23 protein-coding genes are annotated in these 24,366 nt (G+C 67.6%); 3 read left to right on the top strand and 20 right to left on the bottom strand.

Annotation, left to right across the window (positions count from 1 at the left end):
- Window positions 1-4: 4 nt before the first annotated feature.
- The 10 genes from CPBF1521_RS15365 to trpB all read right to left on the bottom strand — a co-directional run bounded on the left by CPBF1521_RS15365 (window position 5) and on the right by trpB (window position 10,413).
- Window positions 5-433, bottom strand: a complete 429-nt coding sequence (locus tag CPBF1521_RS15365; protein ID WP_104648014.1) for a group I truncated hemoglobin — start codon at window positions 431-433, stop codon at window positions 5-7.
- Window positions 433-1,305, bottom strand: a complete 873-nt coding sequence (locus tag CPBF1521_RS15370) for a DUF3034 family protein (protein ID WP_115677537.1) — start codon at window positions 1,303-1,305, stop codon at window positions 433-435. Before CPBF1521_RS15370 ends, CPBF1521_RS15365 begins: the two co-directional genes overlap by 1 nt.
- On the bottom strand, window positions 1,302-3,668 hold the full coding sequence (locus CPBF1521_RS15375) for a putative bifunctional diguanylate cyclase/phosphodiesterase (protein ID WP_115677538.1): 2,367 nt from the start codon (window positions 3,666-3,668) through the stop codon (window positions 1,302-1,304). The genes CPBF1521_RS15370 and CPBF1521_RS15375 overlap by 4 nt, the downstream gene beginning before the upstream one ends.
- Window positions 3,665-4,354, bottom strand: coding sequence for a methylamine utilization protein (locus tag CPBF1521_RS15380; RefSeq protein ID WP_115677539.1), 690 nt, complete (start codon window positions 4,352-4,354; stop codon window positions 3,665-3,667). The genes CPBF1521_RS15375 and CPBF1521_RS15380 overlap by 4 nt, the downstream gene beginning before the upstream one ends.
- A gap of 200 nt (window positions 4,355-4,554) precedes the next feature.
- On the bottom strand, window positions 4,555-5,493 hold the full coding sequence (locus tag CPBF1521_RS15385; protein ID WP_104581955.1) for an isopenicillin N synthase family dioxygenase: 939 nt from the start codon (window positions 5,491-5,493) through the stop codon (window positions 4,555-4,557).
- A gap of 124 nt (window positions 5,494-5,617) precedes the next feature.
- On the bottom strand, window positions 5,618-6,967 hold the full coding sequence (gene glmM / locus CPBF1521_RS15390) for a phosphoglucosamine mutase (protein ID WP_104581954.1): 1,350 nt from the start codon (window positions 6,965-6,967) through the stop codon (window positions 5,618-5,620).
- 82 nt (window positions 6,968-7,049) lie between these two features.
- Window positions 7,050-7,934 (bottom strand): acetyl-CoA carboxylase, carboxyltransferase subunit beta, encoded by an 885-nt coding sequence (accD, locus tag CPBF1521_RS15395; protein ID WP_046343350.1) that lies wholly within the window; start codon window positions 7,932-7,934, stop codon window positions 7,050-7,052.
- 207 nt (window positions 7,935-8,141) lie between these two features.
- A complete protein-coding gene (gene trpA, locus CPBF1521_RS15400; RefSeq protein ID WP_115677540.1) occupies window positions 8,142-8,948 on the bottom strand; it encodes a tryptophan synthase subunit alpha in 807 nt (268 codons plus the stop codon).
- Window positions 8,949-8,986: 38 nt separating this feature from the next.
- The gene (locus CPBF1521_RS15405; RefSeq protein ID WP_104581952.1) at window positions 8,987-9,196 is read right to left on the bottom strand and encodes a hypothetical protein; all 210 of its coding nucleotides are present in this window, start codon (window positions 9,194-9,196) and stop codon (window positions 8,987-8,989) included.
- On the bottom strand, window positions 9,196-10,413 hold the full coding sequence (gene trpB, locus CPBF1521_RS15410) for a tryptophan synthase subunit beta (protein WP_115677541.1): 1,218 nt from the start codon (window positions 10,411-10,413) through the stop codon (window positions 9,196-9,198). The genes CPBF1521_RS15405 and trpB overlap by 1 nt, the downstream gene beginning before the upstream one ends.
- 106 nt (window positions 10,414-10,519) lie before the next feature.
- Between trpB and CPBF1521_RS15415 the strand changes: the two genes are divergently transcribed.
- A complete protein-coding gene (locus tag CPBF1521_RS15415; protein ID WP_115677542.1) occupies window positions 10,520-11,440 on the top strand; it encodes a LysR family transcriptional regulator in 921 nt (306 codons plus the stop codon).
- A gap of 148 nt (window positions 11,441-11,588) precedes the next feature.
- Here CPBF1521_RS15415 and CPBF1521_RS15420 read toward each other — a convergent pair whose 3' ends face one another.
- The 9 genes from CPBF1521_RS15420 to prmB all read right to left on the bottom strand — a co-directional run bounded on the left by CPBF1521_RS15420 (window position 11,589) and on the right by prmB (window position 20,334).
- A complete protein-coding gene (locus CPBF1521_RS15420; RefSeq protein ID WP_104581949.1) occupies window positions 11,589-12,257 on the bottom strand; it encodes a phosphoribosylanthranilate isomerase in 669 nt (222 codons plus the stop codon).
- On the bottom strand, window positions 12,254-13,027 hold the full coding sequence (gene truA, locus CPBF1521_RS15425; protein ID WP_115677543.1) for a tRNA pseudouridine(38-40) synthase TruA: 774 nt from the start codon (window positions 13,025-13,027) through the stop codon (window positions 12,254-12,256). The genes CPBF1521_RS15420 and truA overlap by 4 nt, the downstream gene beginning before the upstream one ends.
- Window positions 13,028-13,067: 40 nt before the next feature.
- On the bottom strand, window positions 13,068-13,466 hold the full coding sequence (locus tag CPBF1521_RS15430; protein WP_115677544.1) for a VOC family protein: 399 nt from the start codon (window positions 13,464-13,466) through the stop codon (window positions 13,068-13,070).
- Window positions 13,463-15,436, bottom strand: a complete 1,974-nt coding sequence (locus tag CPBF1521_RS15435) for a motility hub landmark protein FimV (RefSeq protein WP_181901254.1) — start codon at window positions 15,434-15,436, stop codon at window positions 13,463-13,465. Before CPBF1521_RS15435 ends, CPBF1521_RS15430 begins: the two co-directional genes overlap by 4 nt.
- 219 nt (window positions 15,437-15,655) lie before the next feature.
- Complete coding sequence (locus CPBF1521_RS15440; protein WP_115677546.1) at window positions 15,656-16,681, bottom strand: aspartate-semialdehyde dehydrogenase; 1,026 nt, start codon at window positions 16,679-16,681, stop codon at window positions 15,656-15,658.
- 86 nt (window positions 16,682-16,767) lie between these two features.
- Window positions 16,768-17,844: a 2-hydroxyacid dehydrogenase gene (locus CPBF1521_RS15445; RefSeq protein ID WP_115677547.1), complete on the bottom strand. Its 1,077-nt coding sequence runs from the start codon at window positions 17,842-17,844 to the stop codon at window positions 16,768-16,770.
- On the bottom strand, window positions 17,837-18,940 hold the full coding sequence (aroC, locus tag CPBF1521_RS15450) for a chorismate synthase (RefSeq protein WP_104648025.1): 1,104 nt from the start codon (window positions 18,938-18,940) through the stop codon (window positions 17,837-17,839). The genes CPBF1521_RS15445 and aroC overlap by 8 nt, the downstream gene beginning before the upstream one ends.
- Window positions 18,930-19,418 carry a hypothetical protein gene (locus CPBF1521_RS15455; RefSeq protein ID WP_115677548.1) on the bottom strand — a complete coding sequence of 163 codons (489 nt, stop codon included), beginning with the start codon at window positions 19,416-19,418 and terminating at the stop codon, window positions 18,930-18,932. Before CPBF1521_RS15455 ends, aroC begins: the two co-directional genes overlap by 11 nt.
- Entirely contained in the window at window positions 19,408-20,334 is a 927-nt protein-coding gene (gene prmB, locus CPBF1521_RS15460; protein ID WP_115677549.1) for a 50S ribosomal protein L3 N(5)-glutamine methyltransferase, read from the bottom strand. Before prmB ends, CPBF1521_RS15455 begins: the two co-directional genes overlap by 11 nt.
- Window positions 20,335-20,414: 80 nt before the next feature.
- Between prmB and CPBF1521_RS15465 the strand changes: the two genes are divergently transcribed.
- Window positions 20,415-21,065: an SCO family protein gene (locus tag CPBF1521_RS15465; protein WP_115677550.1), complete on the top strand. Its 651-nt coding sequence runs from the start codon at window positions 20,415-20,417 to the stop codon at window positions 21,063-21,065.
- Window positions 21,062-21,910: an archaetidylserine decarboxylase gene (gene asd, locus CPBF1521_RS15470; RefSeq protein WP_115677551.1), complete on the top strand. Its 849-nt coding sequence runs from the start codon at window positions 21,062-21,064 to the stop codon at window positions 21,908-21,910. The genes CPBF1521_RS15465 and asd overlap by 4 nt, the downstream gene beginning before the upstream one ends.
- A 645-nt stretch (window positions 21,911-22,555) precedes the next feature.
- Here the strand turns inward: asd and CPBF1521_RS15475 are convergent.
- Window positions 22,556-24,139 (bottom strand): transglycosylase SLT domain-containing protein, encoded by a 1,584-nt coding sequence (locus tag CPBF1521_RS15475; RefSeq protein WP_104581940.1) that lies wholly within the window; start codon window positions 24,137-24,139, stop codon window positions 22,556-22,558.
- Window positions 24,140-24,366: the final 227 nt, after the last annotated feature.

Here is a 24,366-nt window from a genome sequence, read left to right on the forward strand (position 1 = left end):
GCCGTCAGTGATTGACGATGTCGCCATGCATGGCCGCCAGCCGTGCCAGCAACCGGTTCTGCGTGCGGCGTGGAATCCTGCGCTGATCCATCGCCCAGTTCAGGTCCTCCACCAGCGCGTTGAAGTCGCCTTCGCGAATGACCAGGTGCGCATGCGCCTGCTGCATCGACTTGGCGGTATCCGGGCACGGGCCATCGGCGACATGGCAGAACTTCTGCACCAGCCGCTCGTTGAGCATCACGATGTTGACGCGCGCGAAGGTGTCGACGATGCGTGGATCGTCGGCGATGCGCGACAGCATGGTTTCCACCAGCGCCTCGATGCCGGCCTGTCCGCCGAGTTCGTCATAGAGCGTGGGGCGCGGTTGCGTGGTGGCGCAGGCGCCCATCAGCGCCAGCACGCCCAGCAAGGACCAGCGCAGCCGTCGATTCATCAGAACGCCACCTGCAGGGAAAGATAGGGGCCGCGCTGGTCGGCGAGCGTGGCTATGTCGCCAAGCTCGGCCCATGCCGCGGTCAGGGACACATGCTTGCTGGGAAACCAGGCCACGAATCCATCGGCCCATGCCTGCTCGCGGGCGAAGCCGAGGTTATCGGGTTTGTCGCGGTACTCCATGCCGACCACCCATGCCGGCGACAGCACGACGGCGGCGCTGGCCTCGCCGACCAGCCGATAGCTGTTGCGACGATCGCCGCCGAAACCGAGCAAGCCGGTCTGATTGGCGCGGGTTGCGCGCAGCGTGCCGTTGAGCAGCAATTGGTAGCCGCCCGCGCCCTGCAGCAACAAACGGCTGGCGCTGACATACACATCGGTGCCGTGATCGTCGCGCGCGCCGATCGCCAGCGGCAGCGTGCCATCGCGCAGGCGTTTGTACTGCACGCCCACACTGACCTGTGGCGCATGCCCGTAGACCAGATCGCCATAGACCCGCAGCTTGGCGCCGAACACGTCCTGGCCGAGCGCATTCCATGGCAGGCCCAGCCGGTCCTGCAGGGTGCCCAGATCCAGCCGCTGCCGCGCCAGCGACAGTTCCAGCCGGTTGCCGACCGTCAGCGCGGCACCCTGCACGTCGAGCCGGTAATCGCCGCTGTCCACATGGGTGGCAAACAGGACGGTGCCGAGTTCGTCGCGGGTGCCGTAGCCCGACAGCGTGGCCCACGGCACGATGCCGCCCCCGCTGCTGCCTTCGATCATCGACACGCCGCCGGTGGCGAGCAGACGCCCATCACCCGCGATCACCGACGCGGGCGCGATGGCCAGCCCGGCCAGTGCCGCAGCCAGTAGCGTGCGCCGCCACCGGGTCATCGATGCACTCCTGCCTGCGCTGCCGGCGTCGTATCAAGTTGGCGCAGGCACCAGGCGACCAGCGGCACCTCTTCCAACGGCGGCGCGTACAGATAGCCTTGCACCATGTCGCAGCCGTAACCGCGCAGCAGTCCCAGGGACGTGGCGTTTTCCACGCCTTCGGCGATCACGCTCAAACCCAGGTTATGCCCGAGATCGATGGTGCTGCGCACGATGAACGCATCGTCCGTGCCTTCGGCCAGCTGCATGACGAAGCTCTTGTCGATCTTCAATTCGTCCACCGGCATGCGCTTGAGCTGCGCCAACGAGGAATAGCCGGTGCCGAAGTCGTCGATGGACAGCCGCACGCCGACGCTGCGCAGCTGATGCAGCATGTGCAGCGCGGATTCGACATCGCGCATCAAGGCGCTTTCGGTCAGCTCCAGCGTGACCGACTGCGCCGGCACCGCGTGATGCTCCAGACGGCCACGTACGTAATCCGGCAAGCCGGGGTCGGACAGGTCCAGCGCGGAAAGATTGATTGCCATGCCCAGCTCCAGGCCCTGCCGGCGCCACTGCGCCTGGCAGCGCAGCGCCTCGTCCAGCACGAAGCGGGTCAAGGGGTGGATCACGCCGGAGTGCTCGGCCAGTGGAATGAATTCGTCCGGGCCGATCGCCCCGAGCACCGGATGGTGCCAGCGCACCAGCACCTCCACCTGCTCGACGCGATCGTTGCGCAGGCAGATCTTGGGCTGAAAGCGCAAGGTCAGCTCGTTGCCACCGACGGCCTGGCGCAGATCGCCGGTCAGGCGCAGCCGGCGCAGATGCTGCTCGTCCTGGCCCAGGCGATACACGCTGGCACCGATGGTGCTGACATTGCCGCCCTGGCGACGGGCAATGTCGGCGCGCCGCAGCAAGGTGTCCGGGTCGGCGCCGTGTTCGGGGATCAGGGCGATGCCGATGCTGGCTTCCAGCTGGATGCGCGCCTGCGGCAGCGCCAGCGGGCGGCGCAGCTGCAGCAGCAAGCGCTGTGCATCCTGTTGCACGGTGGCGGCATCGGTCTGCGCCACCACCACCATGAACTCGTCGCTGCCCAGCCGCCCGACCAGATTGGGTTCCTGCACCACGTCGGCAAGACGGCGGCCCACCTCGACCAGGACCTGGTCGGCGAAATCGTGGCCCAGGCTGTCGTTGAGTTCCTTGAAGCGTTCCAGATCCAGGATCAGCACCGCGGCGGTGCCGCCGGACGCCACGGTCTGCTCCACCACGTCCTTCAGCCGCTCCAGCAAGCAGATGCGATTGGGCAGACCGGTCAAGGCATCGTGGCGCGCCTGATGCAGGATGTGCTGCTCGCGACTGGCAATCTGCTGCTGCATGCGCGCGAAGCTGTCGGCCAACTCGGCCAGTTCGCGCCCGGATGGTACTTCGACGGCGGTGTGGTAATCGCCGCGCTGGATGCGCCGTGCGGCCTGTACCAGCTGCGCGACCGGCCTGCTGACGCTGCGCGCCAGGAAGATCGCCACGCCCAGCGCCGCAGCCGTGGCCAGACCCGCCAGCAGCAGGATGCGCAACTTGAGCACGCGATAGGGCGCCACCGCGCGATCCAGCGAGGCCTGCAGCGCAACCCGCACATGACTGTCGCCCTGGATCGACTGCAGTTTGACCAGGTAGCGCGACTGGGCCAGGGTCAAGGCGACCGCCGCGCCCTGCGCGCGTTCGGCGGTCGGCAACTGCTGCGCGAACTCTGCACGCGCGGCCGGCTCCAGGGTGGAGGCCAGCACGCGCACCGGCGGGCCATCGGTGAAGAAGGTCGCATCCAGCCCGGTGGTGGAACGGAAATCCTGCGCCAGGCCGTCGCCGGATTCATTGCCGATCGCGATCCAGCCCACCCGGCTCGGTGCCAGCACCTGCACCACCGCCAGCCGCACGATGCGGCTGTCCAAGGCCACCACGCCGACCGCACGCCCATCGCGCTGCGCCTGCTGCAGCAGGGTCTGCACGGCGCGCAGCTGTTCGGCTTGCGGCAGGTCCGCGAGCCCGGTCAGAAACTCCCCGTCCGGGGACAACAGCAGCGCGGTCTGCGCCGACATGCGCGCAGCGTGATTGCGCAATGCCGATTGCATGGTCGGCACATCGCCGCTGGCCACGGCCGCGCGAAAGCCGAAGTCGTCGGCCAGCACCGAGGCCGACTGCATCAGTTGCTCGTCGCGGCGCAGATTGATGCGTTGCCAGACGCGCTCGCCGATCTGCAGTTCTTCGCCCAGTTGCGCCTTGACGCTACGCTCGGTGGCGACCTGCACCGCAATGAAGGTCAGTGCCTGCGTGGCGAGCACGACCAGCACCAACAAGGCCGCGATCCGGGTATGCAGGCGCATGGCCTTCATGGCTTCGGCGTCTTCGGGTCGGCGCGACGGAACTTGTCCTGCAGCGCACGCACGCGCGCATCCGGTGGCGCGACCACGGGCGCGGCGCCGGTGGTCTGCAGGGTCACGCGCCGTTGCATGGCCTGGCGCGCAAGTGCCACCGGCTCGGTGAGCGCGGCGCCCTTGATGCGTGGATGCCAGACCCGCAGCGTGTAGTTTCCTGCCGGCGCATCCAGCTGCACGCGGCCGTCGCTGCCGGTCTTGCCGAAATACGGCGTGTCCACCACCAGGATATAGCCCAGCATCCAGTCGTGGATATTGCAGCCCACCGTCACCAGACCGGCCTGGTCGAAGCGCACCGGTGCGGCGGTGCTGCCCTGGAACAGCGGCAATTCGAAGCGCTTGGCGGGGGAGAACGAATAGACCTGATGGCGAATCTGGTCGTTGTTGGGAAACCGCACCAGGGTGCCGGTGCGCACCGCCAGCACGGCGGGCACGAACTGCGAATTGACCTGGTCCATCTCCACGGTCCGGGGCGCGCCGGCGGCAACCGGACGTGCCGGCTCCAGGCTCACCACCGCATCGACCAGCATGCCGTTGGCATCGACGACGGTCACGCTGATCGGCGTTGCCAATGCGCAGCTTGCGGCGCAGTACGCCAGCACCCCGCAAACCGGGCCGATCCGTTTGAACCACTGCGTCTGCATGCGCCCCCCAAGCCTAGTGCAATCGGCAGCGGGCGCCAGGCGAATCCGACGTCGCGCTAGCGATCAGACTGGGTTATCGGCTGAGGTGAATGCAAGCTTTAACCGGCCGCCAGCAGAATTTTATGAACCAAACTGTGGCGGAGGTCATCGCCGATGCTGCGAGCGCAGCCGCTGGCTGCGCTGTCGCGGCTGCGAACGGATTACTTCAGCTTGATCTCACGCAGACGTTCTTCCAGAAAACCGTGCGCGGTAATCGGCTCGGGGTAGCGGCTCGGATTGTCGGCGGTGATGCACGAAGGCAGCACGTCGATCAGGAAATCCGGATTGGGATGCAGGAAGAACGGCACCGAATAGCGCGGCTTGCGCGCCTGTTCGCCCGGCGGATTGACCACGCGATGGATGGTGGACGGATACACGTGGTTGGTCAGGCGTTGCAGCATGTCGCCGATGTTGACCACGATGGTGTCGGCGTCGGCAGTGAACGGCACCCACTCGCCATCGTTGGAGCGCACTTCCAGCCCGGCCGCGCTGGCACCGACCAGCAAGGTGATGAAATTGATGTCGCCATGCGCGCCGGCACGCACATTGGGAATGTCGTCGCTGGTGATCGGCGGGTAGTGGATCGGCCGCAGGATCGAGTTGCCGTTGTTGGTCTTGTCGACGAAATACTCCTGCGGCAGGCCGATATGCAGCGCCAATGCCGACAGCACGCGCGAGCCCAGGTGATCCAGCTGCTGGTACAGGCGATAGCCGCGCTCACGGAACCCGGGCACCTCTTCCGGCCACAGATTCGGCGCCATCACCGCGCGGTAAGGCGAATCGTCCGGGATTTCGCGGCCGATATGCCAGAACTCCTTCAGATCGAAATGCTTGGAATCCTTGGCGGTTTCCACGCCGAACGCGGTATAGCCGCGCGCACCGCCGCTGCCTTCCACGTGGTAGCGACGCTTGACCTCTTCGGGCAGCGCAAAGAACGCCTTGAACACCTCGTACGCCGCGTCGATGTCGGCCTGCGCGATGCCGTGGTTGCGGATGCCGGCAAAGCCCCACTGCCGATAGGCCGCGCCGAGCTCGGCGACGAAAGCGTCGCGGTCGCTGTCGAAACGGGTGATGTCCAGGGTCGGGATGCGGGCGCTCATACGGATATCTGCAGTTGAAGTCGGGAAGTCGAAAGGAAGGCCTGCCGCTCAGGACAGCAGGCGATACAACAGGTAGAACGTCGCGGCCTTGGCAAAGACCACGCACACAGCAATGATCAGCGACTCACGCCGCGTCACGCACGGCCCCGGAGAGACGGTCGAGCGTGTCCTGCATCAGGCCGGCGTCGTCGGCTTCCACGGTCACGCGCACCACCGGCTCGGTGCCGGACGGACGCAGGAACGCACGTCCCCGGCCATGCACGGCGGCCTGCGCCTGCTGCAGTGCCTGCTGCACGCCGGCGGCCTCCACGATCGCCTTGGCCGCCCCGCCATCCAGCCGCACGTTGACGGTCTTCTGCGGCACCTTGCTCAGGCTGCTCAGGGCCTGGCGCAGGCTCTGCCCATCGCGGCCCAGGGCCTCGAGCACCTGCAGCGCACTGACGATGCCATCGCCGGTGGTGGCGCGATCCAGGCATAGCAGATGGCCGGAGGTTTCGCCACCCAGCGTGCCGCCGCCTTCGACCAGCGCCTGGTGCACATAGCGGTCGCCGACCTTGGCGCGCTGGAACGGGATGTTCCGTGCAGCCAGCGCCTGTTCCAGGCCGTAGTTGGTCATCAGCGTGCCGACCACGGTGCCGGTGAGCCGGCCGCTGGCCTGCCAGGAGCGCGCGAGCACGTAGAGCAGGTCGTCGCCATCGACCGGGTTGCCCTGGTCGTCGGCCATCAGCACGCGGTCGCCATCGCCGTCGAAGGCGATGCCCAGCTGCGCGCCGCTCTCGCGCACCTTGGCGGCGAGATTATCGATATGGGTGGAGCCGACACCGGCGTTGATATTGAGCCCGTCGGGCGCGGCGCCGATGACGACCACGTCCGCACCCAGCTCGCGGAACAGCATCGGCGCAATGTGATAGGTCGCCCCATGCGCGCAGTCCAGCACCATCTTCAGGCCGTGCAGGGTGAACCCGCGCGCCACGCTGGCCTTGCAGAATTCGATGTAACGGCCGATCGCATCGCGGGTGCGGATCGCCTTGCCCAGGCGCTCCGATTCCACGGTGTGGAACGGCTCGTCCAGCGCGGCCTCGATCGCCGCTTCGGTGGCGTCGTCGAGCTTCTCGCCTTCGGCGGAGAAGAACTTGATGCCGTTGTCGTAATGCGGGTTGTGCGAGGCGCTGATCACCACGCCGGCATCGGCGCGCAGCGTGTTGGTCAGGAAGGCGATGGCCGGGGTCGGCATCGGGCCGATCAGCTGCACGTCGGCGCCGGCGGCGACCAGGCCGGCTTCCAATGCGGCTTCGAACATGTAACCGGAAATCCGCGTGTCCTTGCCGATCAGCACCAGCGGACGCTTGCTGCGGCCCTGGGTCAGCACCCGACCGAGCGCATTGCCCAGCCGCAGCACGAAATCGGCCGAGATCACGCCCTGCCCGACCCGGCCACGGATGCCGTCGGTTCCAAAATACTTGCGACTGCTCATGCGTTGCGGTGTTCCTGCCTACGGGTGGACGCACGCGCAGCGGCGCGTGCGACGGGGTCGCGCCAGCGCGCGGCCACTGGCCTCATGCGGCCGCGTCCTGCGGATGCGGCTGACGCATCATCATCGCGGTCAGATCGGCGATGCGGTCGCGCATGTCGCGGCGGTCGCAGATCTGGTCGATGGCACCGTGGTCGAGCAGGAACTCCGACCGCTGGAAGCCTTCCGGCAGGGTCTCGCGCACGGTCTGCTCGATCACGCGCGGGCCGGCGAAACCGATCAACGCATGCGGCTCGGCGATATTGATGTCGCCCAGCATCGCGAACGAGGCCGACACGCCACCGGTGGTGGGATGGGTCAGCACCGAGATGTACGGCAGGCCGGCTTCCCGCAGGCGCCCGAGTGCCGCGGAGGTCTTGGCCATCTGCATCAGCGAGAACAGGCCTTCCTGCATGCGCGCCCCGCCGCTGGCGGAGAAGCATACGAACGGGCAGCCGACTTCCAGCGCCACTTCGGCCGCGCGTGCGAAGCGCTCGCCGACCACCGAGCCCATCGAGCCGCCCATGAAGGCGAAGTCGAATGCGGCGGCGACCAGCGGGTTGCCCTTGAGCGTGCCGCGCATGGCGATCAGCGCGTCGTACTCGCCGCTGCTCTTCTGGCTGGCCTTGATGCGCTCGCCATAGCGCTTCTGGTCCTTGAACTTGAGCACGTCGACCGGGCCCAGCTGGGCGGCGATCTCGGTGGTCGCGGTGTCGGGATCGAACAGCGAGTTCAGGCGCGCGCGCGCGCGGATCGCCATATGGTGGTCGCACTTGGGACACACCTCGAGGTTTTCCTCGAGCTCGGGGCCGTACAGCGCGCTGCCGCAGTTGCTGCACTTCTCCCACAGGCCCTCGGGGACGCTGCGCTTCTTGGCCGGGGTGTTCTCGGTGCGGATGCCGGAGGGCATCAATTTGCTGAGCCAGCTCATGCGTGTATGACAATCCATGCAGGGCGGCCATGTGGGCCGCAGAGGGGCGACAGTCTAACGCGCTGCGGGAAAGCCGAGGTAGCGCGCAGGCTAAATGCGGGCCCGGGTGGCCCGGCCCGCGCTTGCCGCGCGGCCGCTCCAAGGCTGGCGTGCCGGTGGCGCGCCAGGTGTACCCTTCTCGCCCGCAGGCGCAGAGAGGCTGTGGTGTCAGGCCTGGTCGAGCGCCTGCCGCAGCGGGGCCAGGAAAGCCTCGGCGCGTTCGCGGGCACTGCGGACATCGGTGGCTTCGGCCAGCGCGGCGACCAGCGCGCTGCCGACCACCACGCCGTCGGCGTCGACGGCCATGGCGGCGGCGCTGGCGGCGTCCTTGATGCCGAAACCGGCCACCACCGGGGCGCCGGCACGCCGGCGCAGCTGGCGCAGGCGGTCGCTGGCGGCATGGGTGTCGAGCAGGTTCGAGGCGCCGGTGACGCCGGCGAAGCTGACGTAGTACAGATAGCCCTGGGCGCTGCTGCACAGCATGTCCAGGCGCTGCTCGCTGGTGGTCGGCGACGCCAGCGCAATCAGCGCCAGGCCGACCTCGGTGAAGATCACGCGGGTCTCATCCGCCTCTTCGGGCGGCAGATCGACCAGGAGCAGGCCATCCACGCCGGCAGCGACGGCGGCTTCGGCGAAGCGCCGGGGGCCGTGGATCTCGATCGGGTTGAGGTAGCCCATCAGCACCACCGGCGTGGTGGCGTCCTCACGGCGGAACTCGTGCACCGCTTCCAGCACATAGGCCAGGCCGGCACCACGGCCCAGCGCGCGCTCGGAGCTGCGCTGGATGGTGGGGCCGTCGGCCATCGGGTCGGAAAACGGCACGCCGAGTTCGATGACATCGGCACCGGCGCGCACCAGCGCATGCATCACCGGCACGGTGGCTTCCAGCGACGGATCGCCGGCGGTGATGAAGGGGATGAGCGCCTTGCGGCCATCGGCACGCAGACGCTGGAAGGTTTGGTCGATACGACGCATTGAAAGACCTTGCAATTGTTAGAGGCGGTGCGACCGCCTCAATGGATGTCCTGGTACATCGTGGCCGGCAATTCGGTCAATGCCTGGGCCTCGACCTCAAGGTCGAAACTGTCCAGGCAGCAGCCGCAGCCGCTGTTTTCCGAACACGTGCGGATCTGCGGCGCCCAGCGGTCGAGCCAGGCGAACAGCAGGTCCTGTTCGCCCGGCTGGTCGGCTAGCGCGGTCACGGTGACGCGCCGCAGCGGCATCAGACCTGCACGCCTTCGCGTGCGGCGATGGTGTGCACGTCCTTGTCGCCCCTGCCGGACAGGTTGCACAGGATCAGCGCGTCCTTGGGCATCTCGCGCGCGAGCTTGATCGACTGCGCCACTGCATGGCTGGATTCGAGTGCGGCCAGGATGCCTTCGGTATGCGCCAGCAGATGGAAGGCGGCCATCGCTTCGTCGTCGGTGATGCCCTGGTAGACCGCACGCCCGCTGTCGGACAGGAACGAATGCTCTGGGCCCACGCCCGGGTAATCCAGCCCCGCAGAAATCGAATGGGTTTCGGTGATCTGGCCGTCGTCGTCGCAGATCACATAGGTGCGATTGCCATGCAGGACGCCGGGGCGCCCGGCCGCGATCGACGCCGCATGACGGCCGGTTGCGATGCCGTCGCCGGCCGCTTCGGCGCCGTAGATCTTGACACTTGGGTCGTTGAGGAAGGCATGGAACAGGCCGATCGCATTGCTGCCGCCGCCGACGCAGGCGCTGAGCGCATCCGGCAGGCGGCCGAAATCTTCCAGCATCTGCGCGCGCGCTTCGCGGCCGACAATCGCGTTGAAGTCGCGCACCATGCGCGGATACGGATCCGGGCCGGCCACGGTGCCGATGATGTAGAAGGTGTCCTGCACGTTGGTGACCCAGTCGCGCATCGCTTCGTTGAGCGCGTCCTTGAGCGTGGCCGAGCCGGAGGTCACCGGTATCACGGTCGCACCGAGCAGCTTCATGCGGTAGACGTTGATCTTCTGCCGCTCGATGTCGGTGGCACCCATGTAGACCACGCATTCCAGGCCCAGCCGCGCGGCCACCGTGGCGCTGGCCACGCCATGCTGGCCGGCGCCGGTCTCGGCAATGATGCGGGTCTTGCCCATGCGGCTGGCCAGCAAGGCCTGGCCGATGGTGTTGTTGATCTTGTGCGCGCCGGTGTGGTTGAGGTCTTCGCGCTTGAGCAGGATCTGCGCGCCGCCCACTTCGCGGCTCAGGCGCTCGGCGTGATAGATCGGGCTGGGCCGGCCGACGTAGTGCTTGAGATCCTTGTCGTATTCGGCAATGAAGGCCGGATCCTGGCGCGCCTGGTCGTAGGCGGCAGACAGCTCCTGCAAGGGGCCGATCAAGGTCTCGGCGACAAACCGGCCACCGAACTTGCCGAAATGGCCGGCAGCGTCCGGATAGGCGTAAAAGTCACTGATGGGCTGGGCCGACATGGGAATCCTCTGCAGCGATGCGGTCGTACATGAGGCATTACTGTAGCGCAGCCACGGCGTGCGATAAATCGATAAGATTGCCGCAACCTGTGATCTGGACTCACATATGAGCACACTGCTTCCGCCGCTGGCAGCGCTGCGCGCGTTCGAATCCGCCGCACGTCTGCAGAGCGTCAGCCGGGCCGCGCAGGAGCTGCACGTGACCCATGGCGCCATCAGCCGGCACGTGCGCTCGCTGGAACAGGCGCTGGGCACGGCGCTGTTCACCCGCCAGGGCCGCGGCCTGGTGCTCACGCCTGCCGGCGCCAGGCTGCGTGATGCCACCGGCGAAGGCTTTGCGCTGATCGGCGACACCTGGGCAGCGTTGCGGCGCCCCACCAGCGAGGCGCCGCTGGTGCTGGGCTGCTCCGGCAGCCTGCTCGCGCGCTGGGTCATCCCGCGGCTGGGCAGGCTGCAGCGGGATCTGCCGCAGCTGCGCCTGCATTTGTCGGCCAATGAACAGGCGCCCGGTCCGGACCTGGATGGCCTGGATGCGGCCTTGCTGCTGGACACCCCGCCGTGGCCAGGCGAGTGGCAGGTGCACGAGCTGGGCGTGGAGTGGATCGGCCCGGTGCTGAGCCCGCAGCTGGCATCGGCCACCCGGCTCGATGGCAGCGCGGCGACCGCCCTGCTCGACCACGCCTTGCTGCATACCCGCTCGCGCCCGCAGGCCTGGCCGGAATGGGCGCAACGCCACGGTCTGGCACCCGAGGCGCTGGGCTTCGGCACCGAATTCGAACATCTGGTCTATCTGCTGGAGGCGGCCGCGGCCGGCCTGGGCGTGGCGATCGCACCGCAACCGCTGGTTGCCGCGGACCTGGCCGCCGGGCGCCTGCTGGCGCCCTGGGGCTTTACGCCGACGCGCGGCCGCTGGGTGCTGTGCGCCGCAAGGCGCAACCCCGATCCGCGCATCGAACAGCTCGCCGGCTGGTTCCGTCATGCACTTTCAGAGGATCAACAGCACACCATGGATGCCGCAAGCGCCTAATCGGAACTCTCAAATCGTCCCGACCGACGAAACAAGCGGCCAAGCAATCACCGGGAAATCGAAGACCTCAAGAGCAATCAAACCCACGAAGCAGACTGCCTGCCCCGATTCCCCAATCCCGATTCCCGATTCCCGCCCCCCCCCCAACTCACCCCATCTCGTGGCAATCGGCCCGGCGCACTTCTTCGACGAACTTGCGCATCATGTGGCCGTCCTTGATCCCCGGCGCCAGCTCCACGCCGCTGGACACGTCCACGCCCCACGGCAGCGTCGCCACGATCGCATCGAACACGTTGTCGGCGGTGATGCCGCCCGCCAGCAGAAACGGGCGATGCAGGCCGGTCGGCAGCCGCGACCAATCGAAGGTCTTGCCGGTACCGCCACCGGCGCCGGGCGCATGGCTGTCGAACAGGAAACCGGCGGTATTGGGATAGGCGAGCTGCAAGGTCCGCGCGTTGGCGTCCTCGCCGTTCATGCCCGTGCTGCCCATCGGTATGGCCTTGAGATACGGCAGGTTGAAGCTGCGGCAGAACGCGTCGTCTTCCTCGCCATGAAACTGCAGCAAGGTCGGGCGCACGGTACGCACCACTTCGCGCACTTCTTCCTTGGAATTGTTGCGGAACAAGGCCACCACATCGACCATCGGCGCGGTGGCCTGGCGCATTGCGCGCGCCTCGGCCGGCGCCACGCGGCGCGGGCTGCCATGCGCAAAAATGAACCCCACCGCGTCCACACCCAGCTCGCCGGCCAGTCGAATATCACCGGCGCGGGTCATGCCACAGAACTTGATACGGGTGCGGTACAGCGATCGATTCATTGGGTTACCTCAGCGGGCAGATGCCACTCTGCGGAATACAACGGCCCGATGAAGACCAGACCTTGTGGCGGCGCTGTCGGCCCGGCCACCGTGCGGTCGCGACCGGCCAGCAACGTCGCGATCCAGTCGCCCGGTTGTTCCCCGGTTCCGATCAGGATCAGCGAGCCAACAATATTCCGCACCATGTGATGAAGGAATGCATTGGCCTGGACCTGCACCTCCACCACCTCGCCGATGCGTTGCACGCTGATGGCCTGCAGGTTGCGGCGTGCGTGCAAGGCCTGGCATTGCACGCTGCGGAATGCGCTGAAGTCGTTCTCGCCCAATAACGCCTGCGCGGCCGCGTGCATGGCATCGGCATCCAGCGGGCGGCGTTCCCAGCTCAAGGTCTGGCGATACAGCGCCGGGCGTATCTGCCGGTTGAGCAGGCGATACCGGTAACGGCGTGCGCGCGCGGAAAACCGCGCGTGGAAGTCGGCGGCCGCTGGTACGCACCAGCGCACCGCGATCGAAGGCGGCAGGCGCGCGGTGGTGCCCAGCATCCAGCCACGCGGCGCGCGGTGCGCATCGCTGTCGAAATGCACCACCTGGCACTCGCCATGCACGCCGGCATCGGTGCGGCCTGCGCATACCACCTGCACCGGGGCATCGGCCACCGAGGACAGCGCCGCCTGCAGGCTGGCCTGCACGCTCGGCCCACCCTGCTCACCCAACTGCTGCCAGCCCTGGAACTCGCTGCCGTCGTACTCCACGCCCAGCGCGTAACGCATCGGAACCTGCCTGTTGTCGAATCGATGGAGCGTGCGCGGACTAGCCGACGGCGCGCTCGGACCACACCGCCAGCGTGTTACCGCCCGGCTCGCGGAAATGAAACCGGCTGCCGCCGGGAAAATCGAACACCGGCTTGACGATCTCGCCACCGGCAGCGCGTACGCGCTCGCTCATGGGTTCCAGCGCGTCGGCATACAGCACGATCAGCGGACCCGCATCTGCCGACGCTGCCGAAGTGGCGCGATAGAAACCACCGTCCAGACGACCGTCATTGAAGGCCAGATAATCCGGACCATAAGCCTGAAACTGCCAGCCGAACACGGTTTCGAAAAACGCGCGGCTGGCATCCAGATCGAGCGAGGCAAATTCCACGTAATCGATGCGGCGCTCGCGTGCGGCGGCCTGTGCGGCGGCCAGGCTGTCCAGCGCCGGGCTCATGCCAGCCGCTCCAGAAGTTCGGCGGCTTCGGCGCGGGTGGCCTCATCGCCGGTTGCAGCCACCTCCAGCAACAAGCCACGCGCGGTGTCCGTGTCGCCGAGATCCATGTAGGCCACGGCCAGTTCCAGACGATCGCGGCCTGCAGAGACGAACCCCCTGGTGCTCACCGCGCTGGGCGCAGCGGCCGGGGCGATAGGCACCGGGTCGATCTCCGGACTGTCCTGCGTGGCGACCGACGCAAGCGGCACGCCCGGCGCGCGATCGCTACCGGCGCGCGTGGCGTCTACGTCCTGCGGCTGGCCGTACGGAAGCTCCGCAGGCGCGGACCTCACCTGCTCCGGCACCGGTTCCTCAGGCGCAACGAACTCCGGCTGCACCACCGGAGGCGCTGGCGGCGTCGCACGCAGCGAGCGCCAATCCTCGCTGGCAACCACCGACGGCGCTGCGACAGGCTCGGACAGCAGCGGTTCGCGACGCAACACATCGGACAGCGGCTGCTGCGCCTGGTAGGCGCGCTCGTCTTCGCGCAGGTCGGCCTGCTCGAATTCGGTTTCATGCAGCACATCGTGCTCGCTGGGCACGGTGGCCTGTGCATCGTCCTGCAGCGCCACGGCGTCTGCCGCGGCGCCGGCAGGCACGATGTCGAACTGACGCTGCGGCAACGGCGGCAGCGGCGAGGGCTTGCGCCGGCGTGCCGCCAGCCAGGCGACGACCGCCGCGACGAGCAACACCAGCCCGCCGATCAACCACAGTGGAAAACCGCCACCCTGCTGTGCCGCGGCCGGCGTTTCGGACAAGCGCTTCTGCGCGGCCGCCAGGTCGGTGTCCTTCATTGCGATCAAGGCTTGCTGTTGCTGCTTGAGCTTCTCCAGATCGGCCACGCGGGTGCGCAGATCCTGCAATTCCGCATCGCGGGTGGCGATGTCTTCCCTGGCCTGTTGCAACTGTTGGTTGGCCGCCATGTCGCCCTCGCCTTCGGCACTGGTGCCGGACGTGGCGCCGGCCTGGTTGGTCTGACTCGCCACTGCCGGGGCGATCTCGAGCCGCGCGCCGGCACCTGCCGACGTCGCAGCAGCTGCGGCAGGTGCCGGCGTTGCAGCGGCTGCACCGGCCTCGGCCGGCTGCGGAATCGCTGCGCGCGCCTGTCGCCACTGCGCGGCCTGCTCGCGCACCATCACCGCCGCCTCGGCAGCGCCGACCTGCGCCAGCGCATCTTCCTGCGGGGTGCGCAGCACCGCACCCTGCTTCAAGCGATTGATGTTGCCGTCGATGAAGGCATCCGGGTTGGTGCGCAGCAACGCCAGCATGGTCTGGTCGAGCGAATGCCCGTTGGAACGGGCCACGGCGGCAGCGATTTCGGACAAGGTCTGGCCCGAGCGCACCGCCGGCAGCGCATCGCCGGCCGGCGCCGGCGCGGCTGCGCGCGTGCCGGAACGTGTGCCGGGCGCCACTGCGTCGGCAGCCTGCCCGGCGCGTCCGGCAACGGCTGCGGGCGCGGCGGCCGGCTCACGTGCGATGGCATTGCTGGCCCCGGCGCGCGGCGCCTCGATGGAAGGACCGGCGATCGCAGCCGCGGTATTGGGCGCATCGACCAGTGCGGAATACTCGCGCACCAGCCGGCCCTGGCCCCACTCCACCTCGATCAGGAAGTTGATCGCCGGCTGGTCCACTGCCTGGCTGCTGGTCACGCGGATCACCGCACGCCCGCGCGCGTCCTGCGCGAACTGGAACTGCAGGTTGCTGACCAGGCCCTGCGGGCGCTCCAGGCCGACCCGTGCAAACGTGGTGGCCGATGCCAGCGCCACGCGTGCGTTGTCGAGTTCGCCCGGCTCGTTGGAGATGACCGGAATCTCGGCCACCAATGGCTGCCCCGGCCGGGACAGCACCCGGATATCGCCCAGGCCCAACGCCATTGCAGCGCCGCTGCAGGCCATCAGCAGCAGCGCACCTATCCCTTGTATCGGACGCATCGCGCCCCCGCCCCTATGTTTCATGGGCATCAATATAGCCGCTGCATGGGCGAAAAAGTCGGCGCCCCCGTGCAGAGCGCGCATGCCGTGGCGATACCGCGATGCGACACCCATGCAGCAGGCCATCGGCAGCGCGTTGGTAGGAGCGCACTTGTGCGCGATGAGGCTTCACCGGGACAGCTCCATCGCGCACAAGTGCGCTCCTACTGGCTATGGTGGTCAGCCTTCCTGGGCGACCAGCTCGGCCAGCTGCACGGCGTTGAGGGCGGCGCCCTTGCGGATGTTGTCCGACACGATCCACAGGTTCAGGCCGCGCGGATGCGACAGGTCCTCACGGATGCGGCCGACGAACACCGCGTCCTTGCCGGACGCGTGCGTGACCGGGGTCGGGTAGCCGCCAGGCTTGCGCTCGTCCACCACTTCCACGCCGGGCGATGCGGACAGCAGCGCGCGCGCTTCGTCGACGGTGATCTTTTCGCGGGTTTCGATCGCCACCGCTTCAGAGTGCCCGTAGAACACCGGCACGCGCACGGCGGTGGGGTTCACCTGGATGGAGTCATCGCCCAGGATCTTGCGCGTCTCCCAGACCAGCTTCATCTCTTCCTTGGTGTAGCCGTTGTCCTGGAAGTCGTCGATGTGCGGAATCAGGTTGAAGGCGATCTGCACCGGGAAACGCTGCGGGTCGATCTGCTGGAAGCTCAGCAGCTCGCTGGTCTGCTTGCCCAGCTCTTCCATCGCCGAACGCCCGCCGCCGGAGACCGACTGGTAGGTCGCCACATTGATGCGCTCGATGCCGTACTTGCGATGGATCGGGCCGAGCGCGACCAGCATCTGCATGGTCGAGCAATTGGGGTTGGCGACGATGCCGCGCGGACGCTGCTTCAGCGCTTCGGGATTGACCTCCGAGACCACCAGCGGCACGTCGTCGTCGTAACGGAACGCGGAGGAATTATCGATCACCACCGCGCCGGCGGCGGCGAACTTGGGGCCGTACTCCTTGGACACGCTGCCGCCCGCGGAAAACAGCGCGATGTCCACGCCGGTGGGGTCGAAGTCGGCCAGATCCAGCACATCGACCTTGCCGCCATTGAACTCGACCTGCCCGCCGGCCGAGCGCGCCGAGGCCAGCGCGTACAGGGTGGCGACCGGGAAGTTGCGCTCGGCCAGGATGCTCAGCATGGTCTCGCCGACAGCGCCGGTGGCGCCCACGACCGCGACGTTGAAACGACGGTTTTCGTTGCTCATGAGATTGTCTTTATCGAATGGGGAAAGAGGGGAACGCGCTTGCGCAGTGGGTTCGGGGAACCTCCAAAGCTGGCCGCGGAGGTTCCCTATCGTTTGGTCGTGGTGGTTTTGCCGGCGCCGGTGTTGGTCGCTTCGCCATCGCGCACGCCGGCCTGTTTGGCAGCGGCCACCGCATCGGCATTCAGCGCGCTCGGCGGATGGCCGGCATTGGGGCCTTTGCCCAGCGCGGCAATCAGGTTGTCCACCGCCAGCTGCACCATTGCGCGGCGCGTGGCCAGGCTGGCGCTGCCGATATGCGGGGTGAGCACGACGTTGTGCAGGGCCAGTAGTTCAGGACGGACCGCAGGTTCGCCTTCATAGACATCCAGGCCGGCAGCGGCCAGGCGCCCATTGGCGAGCGCATCGGCCAGCGCGATTTCATCGACCAAGCCACCGCGCGCGATGTTCACCAGCGTGGCGCTCGCGCGCATCTTGCCCAGCGCGGCGGCATCGATGATGTGATGCGACTCCTTGGTGTACGGCAGCACCAGGACCAGGTGATCGGACTGCGCCAGCAGCGTGTCGAAGTCCACGTACCGCGCGCCGAGCGCCTGTTCGGTGGCGGCCGGCAGCTGGCTGCGGTTGTGATACAGCACGCGCATGCCAAAGCCGTGCGCGCCACGGCGGGCGATGCCCTGCCCGATCCGGCCCATGCCCAGGATGCCCAGCGTGCTGCCGTGGATATCGGCGCCGAGCATGGTCTTGAACGACCACTGCCCCCACTGCCCGTCGCGCAACCAGCGCTCGGCTTCGGTGATGCGGCGCGCGGTGGCCATCAGGACTGCAAAGCCGAGATCGGCCGTGGTCTCGGTCAGTACATCCGGCGTGTTGCTGGCCAGGATGCCGGCTGCACTGAGTGCGTCCAGATCCAGGTTGTTGTAGCCCACCCCGACATTGGCGATCGCACGCAGCCGCGGCGCGGAGCCGATTTCCGCCGCGCCGATACGCTCGTTGAGGGTGATCAAGGCACCGTCCAGCGATGCCAGCCGCGCGGCCAGGTCGGCCGGCGAATACGCAGTGACGCGCTCGGTGGTGGTCAGCTCGAAATGTTCGCCCAGCTGCGCGACGACATCGTCGAACAGCGGCTGGCTGACCCACACCTTGGGGCGCGTTGCTTCAGACATCGACCTGACCAGGAATACGTGGCGCCACCTCGCCGACATCGCCACACTGGGCGCGATGACGCAAGGCCTGGTCCATCAGCACCAATGCCATCATCGCCTCGGCGATCGGGGTGGCGCGGATGCCGACGCAAGGGTCGTGGCGGCCGGTGGTGATCACATCGACCACGGCGCCATCCGCATCCACGGTCGCGCCGGGCAGGCGCAGACTGGAGGTTGGCTTGAGCACCATCGAGGCGGTGATCGCCTGGCCGGTGGAAATGCCGCCCAGGATGCCGCCGGCATGATTGCTGAGGAAGCCTTCCGGGGTGATCAGGTCGCGGTGCTCGGTGCCCTTCTGCGCGGCGCTGGCGAAGCCGTCGCCGATCTCCACGCCCTTGACCGCGTTGATGCTCATCAGGGCGGCGGCCAGTTCGGCATCGAGCTTGCCGTAAATCGGCTCGCCCCAGCCCGCCGGCACGCCGCCGGCCACCACGTCCACGCGCGCACCGACCGAATCGCCGGACTTGCGCAGCGCGTCCATGTAGGTTTCCAGCTCCGGCACCTGCTCGGCATGCGGCCAGAAGAACGGATTGTCCTCGACCGCATTCCAGTCGAAACCGGTCGGGCGGATCTCGCCCAGCTGCGATAGAAATCCGCGCACCAGCACGCCGTAGCGCTGCCTGAGCCACTTCTTGGCGATCACCCCGGCGGCCACGCGCATGGTGGTCTCGCGCGCGGACGAGCGCCCACCGCCGCGCGGATCGCGGATGCCGTACTTCTGCCAATAGCTGTAGTCCGCGTGCCCGGGACGGAACTGCTGGGCGATGTTGCTGTAGTCCTTGCTGCGCTGATCGGTATTGCGGATCAGCAGGCCGATCGGCGTGCCGGTGGTGCGGCCTTCGTAGACGCCGGACAGGATCTCGATATCGTCGGCTTCGCGGCGTGCCGAGGTGTGCCGGCTCTTGCCGGAGGCACGCCGCTGCAGATCGTGGGTGAAGTCTTCCGGCGCGATCTCCAGGCCCGGCGGGCAACCGTCGACCACGCAGCCGATCGCCGGCCCATGCGACTCGCCGAAGGTGGTGACCGTCAACAGGCGGCCGAAACTGTTACTGCCCATGACGGCATCCTCTCAACATTGCAGCAGGTGGCGTGGCGCGCAGGATGCGCGGCAGGTGACGTGCCGCCACCAGCATCGGTGCCACCGCCAACAGGCCGCTGAACACCAGCGCAAAGACATCCAGCTTAATGCGCCCACTCAGCAGCCAATCGGCGAGCAGGTGCAGCGCAACGCCAGTTCCGACCAGCAGGCCGAGTGCCACAATGAGCGTGCGGCGCCGATGCGCACGCAAGGCCGCATCCGAACTGACCACCACGATCCACGCCGACACCAGGCCGAAAAACGCCATCAGGCCGAAGCCGATCTCCGCCCCCGCCCTCAACAAGCGCTGTGGCAAGGGACCGCCGTACATCGGGTCGAACAGGCGGTACACCACGTCGACCAGGCCGAGCGGAATGCCGACGCCGAAGATGGACACCGGCAGCAGCAACAGCAGATCGCCCAGCTGCGGCCGCGTTGTGGACGACTCAGCGCGCACTGGCCAGCTCGGCGATGCGCGCGCCGTGCGCGATCAGTTCGCGGCATTCGACCGCGAAGATGCCCATCTGCCCGACCTTGAACTCGACCCAGGCCAGATCCACTTCCGGCAGCAGCTTGATCAGATGCTGCTCGGACTCGCCCACTTCGCAGATCAGCAGACCGTCTTCGCTGAGGTGCTGCGGCGCATCGCGCAGGATCTTCAGCACCAGATCCAGGCCATCGTCGCCCGCGCGCAACCCCAGCTCCGGCTCGTAGGAATACTCCTGCGGCAGCGCGTCGGTTTCGTCGTTGGTGACATACGGCGGGTTGGTGACGATCAGGTCGTACTGGCGGCCGCCCAGCCCGGCGAACAGGTCCGATTTGAGCAGGGTGACGTTGTCGGCATGCAGGCGCGCCTTGTTTTCGGCGGCCAGTGCCAGCGCGTCGTCGCTGATGTCCACGCCGTCCACGTCCCACTGCGGGTTGTAGTGGCCCATGGCGATGGCGATACAGCCCGACCCGGTGCACAGGTCCAGCGCGCGGGTGACTTCGCGGCCGCCCAGCCAGGGTTCGAAGCCGGCTTCGATCAACTCGGCGATCGGCGAACGCGGCACCAGCGCGCGCACATCGCTCTTGAAACTGAGCCCGGCGAACCAGGCCTCGCCGGTCAGGTACGCGGCCGGCACGCGCTCGTTGATGCGGCGCTCGAACAAGCCCAGCACCTGCTGCTTTTCCGAACGCAGCAGACGCGCCTGGCCATAGGCCGGGCCCAGATCGTGCGGCAGGTGCAGGCTGTGCAGGACCAGCTGGGTGGCCTCGTCCAGCGCATTGTCGTAGCTATGGCCGAAAGTCAGACCGGCTGCATTGAAACGGCTGGTGCCGTAGCGGATCAGGTCGATGATGGTGTGCAGTTCGTCGGCCGCGGCGGCAGTCATGGCAACAACTAAAGAGGAATCGGCCCACGATTATAGAGGTCGGATCGGTATCATGAGCGTCCGTTGCACTGGAAACCGCCATGTTCAATCGCAATACCGGCATCGTGCTGCTGGTGGCGCTGGCCGCCGGCCTGGGGCTGTTGCTGGGCCAGAAGTTCCTCGGCGCCGCGCCCAGCTCGCCGTGGCCGCCCACCCGGACCATCACCTTCTATCCGCAGCCACGCACCCTGCCGCAGTTCAGCCTGCGCCAGTCCGACGGCACCCAGCTGGTGCCCGGCGAGCTGAAGGGACATTGGACGCTGGTGTTTTTGGGTTTCACCTTCTGCCCGGATGTCTGCCCGACCACGCTGACGGACCTGGCGGTGGCGCAGCAGCAATGGGAAACCATCCCCGACGGCCTGCGCCCGCGCGTGCTGTTCGTGTCGGTGGACCCGCAGCGCGATCCGCCGGCACGCCTGGGCGACTACGCGCATGCCTTCCACAAGGACACCCTGGCCGCCACCGCCGACGTGCCGGCGCTGCAGCGCTTTGCCACCGCGCTGGGCTTCGTGTTCCAGAAGGTGCCGGGCAAGGGCTTTGCGGAAAATCCCAACGACTACAGCATGGATCACTCGGCCGGCATCGCCGTGCTCGACCCGCAGGGCCGCCTGGCCGGGCTGATCCGTCCCCCGCTCGACCCCAAGGCGATCGCCGCCGACCTCCAGCAACTGACCAAGGTAACCGCTCCGTGAGTCTCGTCACTTCCCTGACCTACGTGCTGCCGCACCGGTTGCTGTCCTCGCTGGCGCGCGCGCTGGCCTATTCCGACACGCCATCCACCAAGCAGTGGTTGATCGACACGATCACGCGCAAGTTCGGCGTGGACCTGAGCGAAGCACTGGAGCCGGACCCGCGCGCCTATCCCACCTTCAATGCATTTTTCACCCGCGCGTTGAAGCCGGGCGCACGCGTGCCCGATGCCGACCCTGCGGCGCTGCTGATGCCTGCCGACGGCCGCATCAGCCAGCTCGGCCCGATCGAGAACGGCCGCATCTTCCAGGCCAAGGGGCAGTCGTTCACTGCCGCCGAATTGCTCGGCGACGCCGAAGCCGCGCAGCCGTTCACCGATGGCCTGTTTGCCACCGTCTATCTCTCGCCCAAGGATTACCACCGCGTGCATATGCCGTGGACCGGCACCCTGCGCGAAACCGTGCATGTGCCCGGCCGCCTGTTCAGCGTGGGACCGGATGCGGTGCGCAATGTGCCGCGGCTGTTCGCGCGCAACGAGCGCCTGGTCTGCCACTTCGACACCGACTTCGGCCCGATGGCCTCGGTGATGGTGGGTGCGCTGCTGGTATCGGGCGTGGAAACGGTGTGGAGCGGCGTGGAGATCCCGCGTTATGGCGACCGCGTCACGCGCACCGATTATCGCGGCAAGGGCATCGTGCTGGAGCGGTTTGCGGAGATGGCGCGCTTCAACTACGGCTCGACCGTGATCGTGCTGCTGCCGCCAGGTGTCGCCAAGCTCGAAGGCGGACTTGCTGCAGAGACGGCGGTTCGCCTGGGGCAAGCGCTCGCACGTCGCGAAGTGGGCTGATCACCGCCGCGCGCCTGCGATTGCCCGCTTCGGTTGCAGTGATGCAACAGCGACGCCCTCGTAGGAGCGGGCCTGACCGCGACAGGGCCTTCTCGACGACGTTCACTGCGCAGGCGCATGTTGCCCTCCCAGCCTCCGATGTAGAGCGTCCTCGCCCACGCTGGAACTACCTGGACCGCTTCGTCGCGGCCAGGTCCGCTCCTACAAGGGCGCAGCCCGGCGCAGTGGCCCGATGCGGTAGGCTTGCCTGCGCTGGCCGACGATCGCCGCTGGTCAGCTCGATGGCCTACTCCGATACAGGAGCAATGGGTCCGCGACGAAACGCCGCCGTGACGGTGTCATCGCCGCCAGGCTCGCTCGCTACAAGACCGATGCCCACTCCGGCTCCCAACAAGAACGATGCGGTTGTAGGAGCGGGCCCGACCGCGACGTGGCATTCGCAGTGAGGCTTGGGGCGCTTGCGCCTTTCTGACTCCAGCCTCCGATTCGGAACTGCCTTGCCTGCGCTGGAACTACCCGGACTGCTTCGTCGCGGCCAGGTCCGCTCCTACGGGGCGCCCTACCGCTTCTAACGGAGCGCGGCTCGGCGCCGCTCGCCGAAGCGGCTGGCCAATGCTCTAACCGGCGTGGGACTGCACGCGCTGGTCAGCGATCGCAGCCGGCCAGCTTGATGCTCTGCCCCGGCTTGAGCGCGTACGACGGCGCCTTCAGGCCATTGGCCTTGGCCAGTTCCTTGATTTCGCACTGGTATTTCTGCGCGACGCGGCCGAGCGTGTCGCCCCTGGCGATGGTGTAGCTGCGCGCCTGCCTGGCCTTGGGCTTGGCGATCGCCGGCTGACCGGTGGCCACGGTGGTCGGCACGCCGGCCATCGGGCTGACATCGCCCACCGCCACGCTTGGCACGTATTCCGGAGCGCCGCTGCTGCGCACGATCGCGCTGTTGAGGTCGGCGGTGATCAGCGTGCGCGCCAGGTCCGCGCGCGGGCCGCTGACGCAATAGCGCGTGTACAGGCTGGCGATGCGGTTGGTGGCGTTGATGACGGTGCCGGCCGGAATCCAGCCATCGGATTCGTAGCGCGGGTTGAGGTTGCGCAATGCGCGCATGTAGCCGTCGCGCGTGCCCATGCTGCCCAGGCAGATGGTGAGCTCGTAGATGGTGGTGGACTTGGCCAGCTTCAGCGTGGCCGGCTGCGCGTCGAGCTTGGCGAAGTCCACGCCGTACTGGCGCGGGTGCAGGAAGATCCAGGCCGCCGCGATCACCATCGGCACGTAGTCCTTGGTTTCGGCCGGGAACTGGTTGTAGACGTCCTGCTCCCAGAACCCGCGCCCGCCGCTCTGCGTGAACACGCGCGCGGCGCGGCCTTCGCCGCCGTTATAGGCGGCCAGCGCCAGTTCGATGTTGCGGTTGAGCCCGGCCATGCGCTCGTTGAGGTAGGCGGCGCTGGCTTCGGCGGCGCTGCGTGCATCAAAGCGCGTGTCGAAGCCGGTGCCGTCCGGGCCCAGCCCGAAGCGACGCCCGGTGGCGGGCATGAACTGCATCAACCCAGCCGCACCGGCGCGCGAGCTCGCGTGCACCTTGCCGTTAGATTCCTTGGCCATGATGCCGAACAGCAGCGCCTCGGGCAGGCCGCGTTTCTGCCATTCCGGCCACATCACCCCGCGCAGGTTGCTGTAGTTCTCGTAGCTGGTCAGCAGCGCCGGGCGCATGTCGGTGAGCCAGCGGCGGATGCCGGCCTGCACCGCGGGGTTGTACTGCACCATCTTGTCGAAATCGTGGCGCTGGTCGTTGAGCAACGTGGCCGCACGCGCCGCCTCGGGCACGCCGTTGGCCGCCGGGCCGAGGTGGTCCGGGTCGGCCTGCAGCAGCGTGTCGTCGTCTTCCGGATCCTCGGCGGCCGGGGCCTCGGCATCGGCGCGCGCCTTCAGTAGGCGCTTGTAGGTGGCCAGCTGATTGGCGACCAGGCAGCCGCGCTGCTTGATGCAGGCGTCGATGACGTCTTCCATGTCTTCCAGCGCGGCATCGCCTTCGGCAGTGCCCTTGGGGTCGGAGTTGTTCACCAGCACCAGCGCATCGCGATAACGCTTTTCGGCGGCGGCCATGCGGGCATCGAGCACGGCCGCCTTCTCCGTGTCGCGTTTGGAAATGGCGTGGGCAGCGGGGACGACAGACATCAGCGCCACCACGACCAGAACCGGCCATGGGCGCAAACCAAAATGAGCGAGCGGCATCGTAGGCAGTACAGCGGAAAGGCAGGCAGGGTAGCCGCCGGGGCAACACCGGGGCAAGGCGGTGGAGGCGGCAGGGTCAGTGGGCCGTTAGCTTGGCCGTTGCGCCCGGCGCGTGGAATGCCCGCAGCCACTGGCGGTCAGCGTCTGTCAAACCGGCGGCGTCGAACTGCCTGCTGGCGATTGGCAGCGGACCGGCCGACCAAAGTACGGGGTCGCCCCCGCGCGAT

It is taken from the genome of Xanthomonas euroxanthea (assembly GCF_900476395.1).
In the GTDB taxonomy this organism is placed as follows: domain Bacteria; phylum Pseudomonadota; class Gammaproteobacteria; order Xanthomonadales; family Xanthomonadaceae; genus Xanthomonas; species Xanthomonas euroxanthea.

Coding starts and splice junctions, on each gene's coding strand:
- CPBF1521_RS15430 (WP_115677544.1), bottom strand. CDS start 13,466: ATGAGCCCGGCGCTGGACAGCCTGGCCGCCGCACAGGCCGCCGCACGC.
- CPBF1521_RS15405 (WP_104581952.1), bottom strand. CDS start 9,196: ATGCCGCTGCGGCGCGTCACCGTGACCGCGCTAGCCGACCAGCCGGGC.
- CPBF1521_RS15465 (WP_115677550.1), top strand. CDS start 20,415: ATGTTCAATCGCAATACCGGCATCGTGCTGCTGGTGGCGCTGGCCGCC.
- glmM (WP_104581954.1), bottom strand. CDS start 6,967: ATGAGCAGTCGCAAGTATTTTGGAACCGACGGCATCCGTGGCCGGGTC.
- accD (WP_046343350.1), bottom strand. CDS start 7,934: ATGAGCTGGCTCAGCAAATTGATGCCCTCCGGCATCCGCACCGAGAAC.
- CPBF1521_RS15435 (WP_181901254.1), bottom strand. CDS start 15,436: ATGCGTCCGATACAAGGGATAGGTGCGCTGCTGCTGATGGCCTGCAGC.
- CPBF1521_RS15420 (WP_104581949.1), bottom strand. CDS start 12,257: ATGAATCGATCGCTGTACCGCACCCGTATCAAGTTCTGTGGCATGACC.
- prmB (WP_115677549.1), bottom strand. CDS start 20,334: ATGACTGCCGCCGCGGCCGACGAACTGCACACCATCATCGACCTGATC.
- CPBF1521_RS15365 (WP_104648014.1), bottom strand. CDS start 433: ATGAATCGACGGCTGCGCTGGTCCTTGCTGGGCGTGCTGGCGCTGATG.
- CPBF1521_RS15375 (WP_115677538.1), bottom strand. CDS start 3,668: ATGAAGGCCATGCGCCTGCATACCCGGATCGCGGCCTTGTTGGTGCTG.
- CPBF1521_RS15380 (WP_115677539.1), bottom strand. CDS start 4,354: ATGCAGACGCAGTGGTTCAAACGGATCGGCCCGGTTTGCGGGGTGCTG.
- truA (WP_115677543.1), bottom strand. CDS start 13,027: ATGCGTTACGCGCTGGGCGTGGAGTACGACGGCAGCGAGTTCCAGGGC.
- aroC (WP_104648025.1), bottom strand. CDS start 18,940: ATGGGCAGTAACAGTTTCGGCCGCCTGTTGACGGTCACCACCTTCGGC.
- CPBF1521_RS15415 (WP_115677542.1), top strand. CDS start 10,520: ATGAGCACACTGCTTCCGCCGCTGGCAGCGCTGCGCGCGTTCGAATCC.
- CPBF1521_RS15445 (WP_115677547.1), bottom strand. CDS start 17,844: ATGTCTGAAGCAACGCGCCCCAAGGTGTGGGTCAGCCAGCCGCTGTTC.
- CPBF1521_RS15440 (WP_115677546.1), bottom strand. CDS start 16,681: ATGAGCAACGAAAACCGTCGTTTCAACGTCGCGGTCGTGGGCGCCACC.
- CPBF1521_RS15475 (WP_104581940.1), bottom strand. CDS start 24,139: ATGCCGCTCGCTCATTTTGGTTTGCGCCCATGGCCGGTTCTGGTCGTG.
- CPBF1521_RS15385 (WP_104581955.1), bottom strand. CDS start 5,493: ATGAGCGCCCGCATCCCGACCCTGGACATCACCCGTTTCGACAGCGAC.
- CPBF1521_RS15370 (WP_115677537.1), bottom strand. CDS start 1,305: ATGACCCGGTGGCGGCGCACGCTACTGGCTGCGGCACTGGCCGGGCTG.
- trpB (WP_115677541.1), bottom strand. CDS start 10,413: ATGTCGGCCCAGCCCATCAGTGACTTTTACGCCTATCCGGACGCTGCC.
- trpA (WP_115677540.1), bottom strand. CDS start 8,948: ATGCGTCGTATCGACCAAACCTTCCAGCGTCTGCGTGCCGATGGCCGC.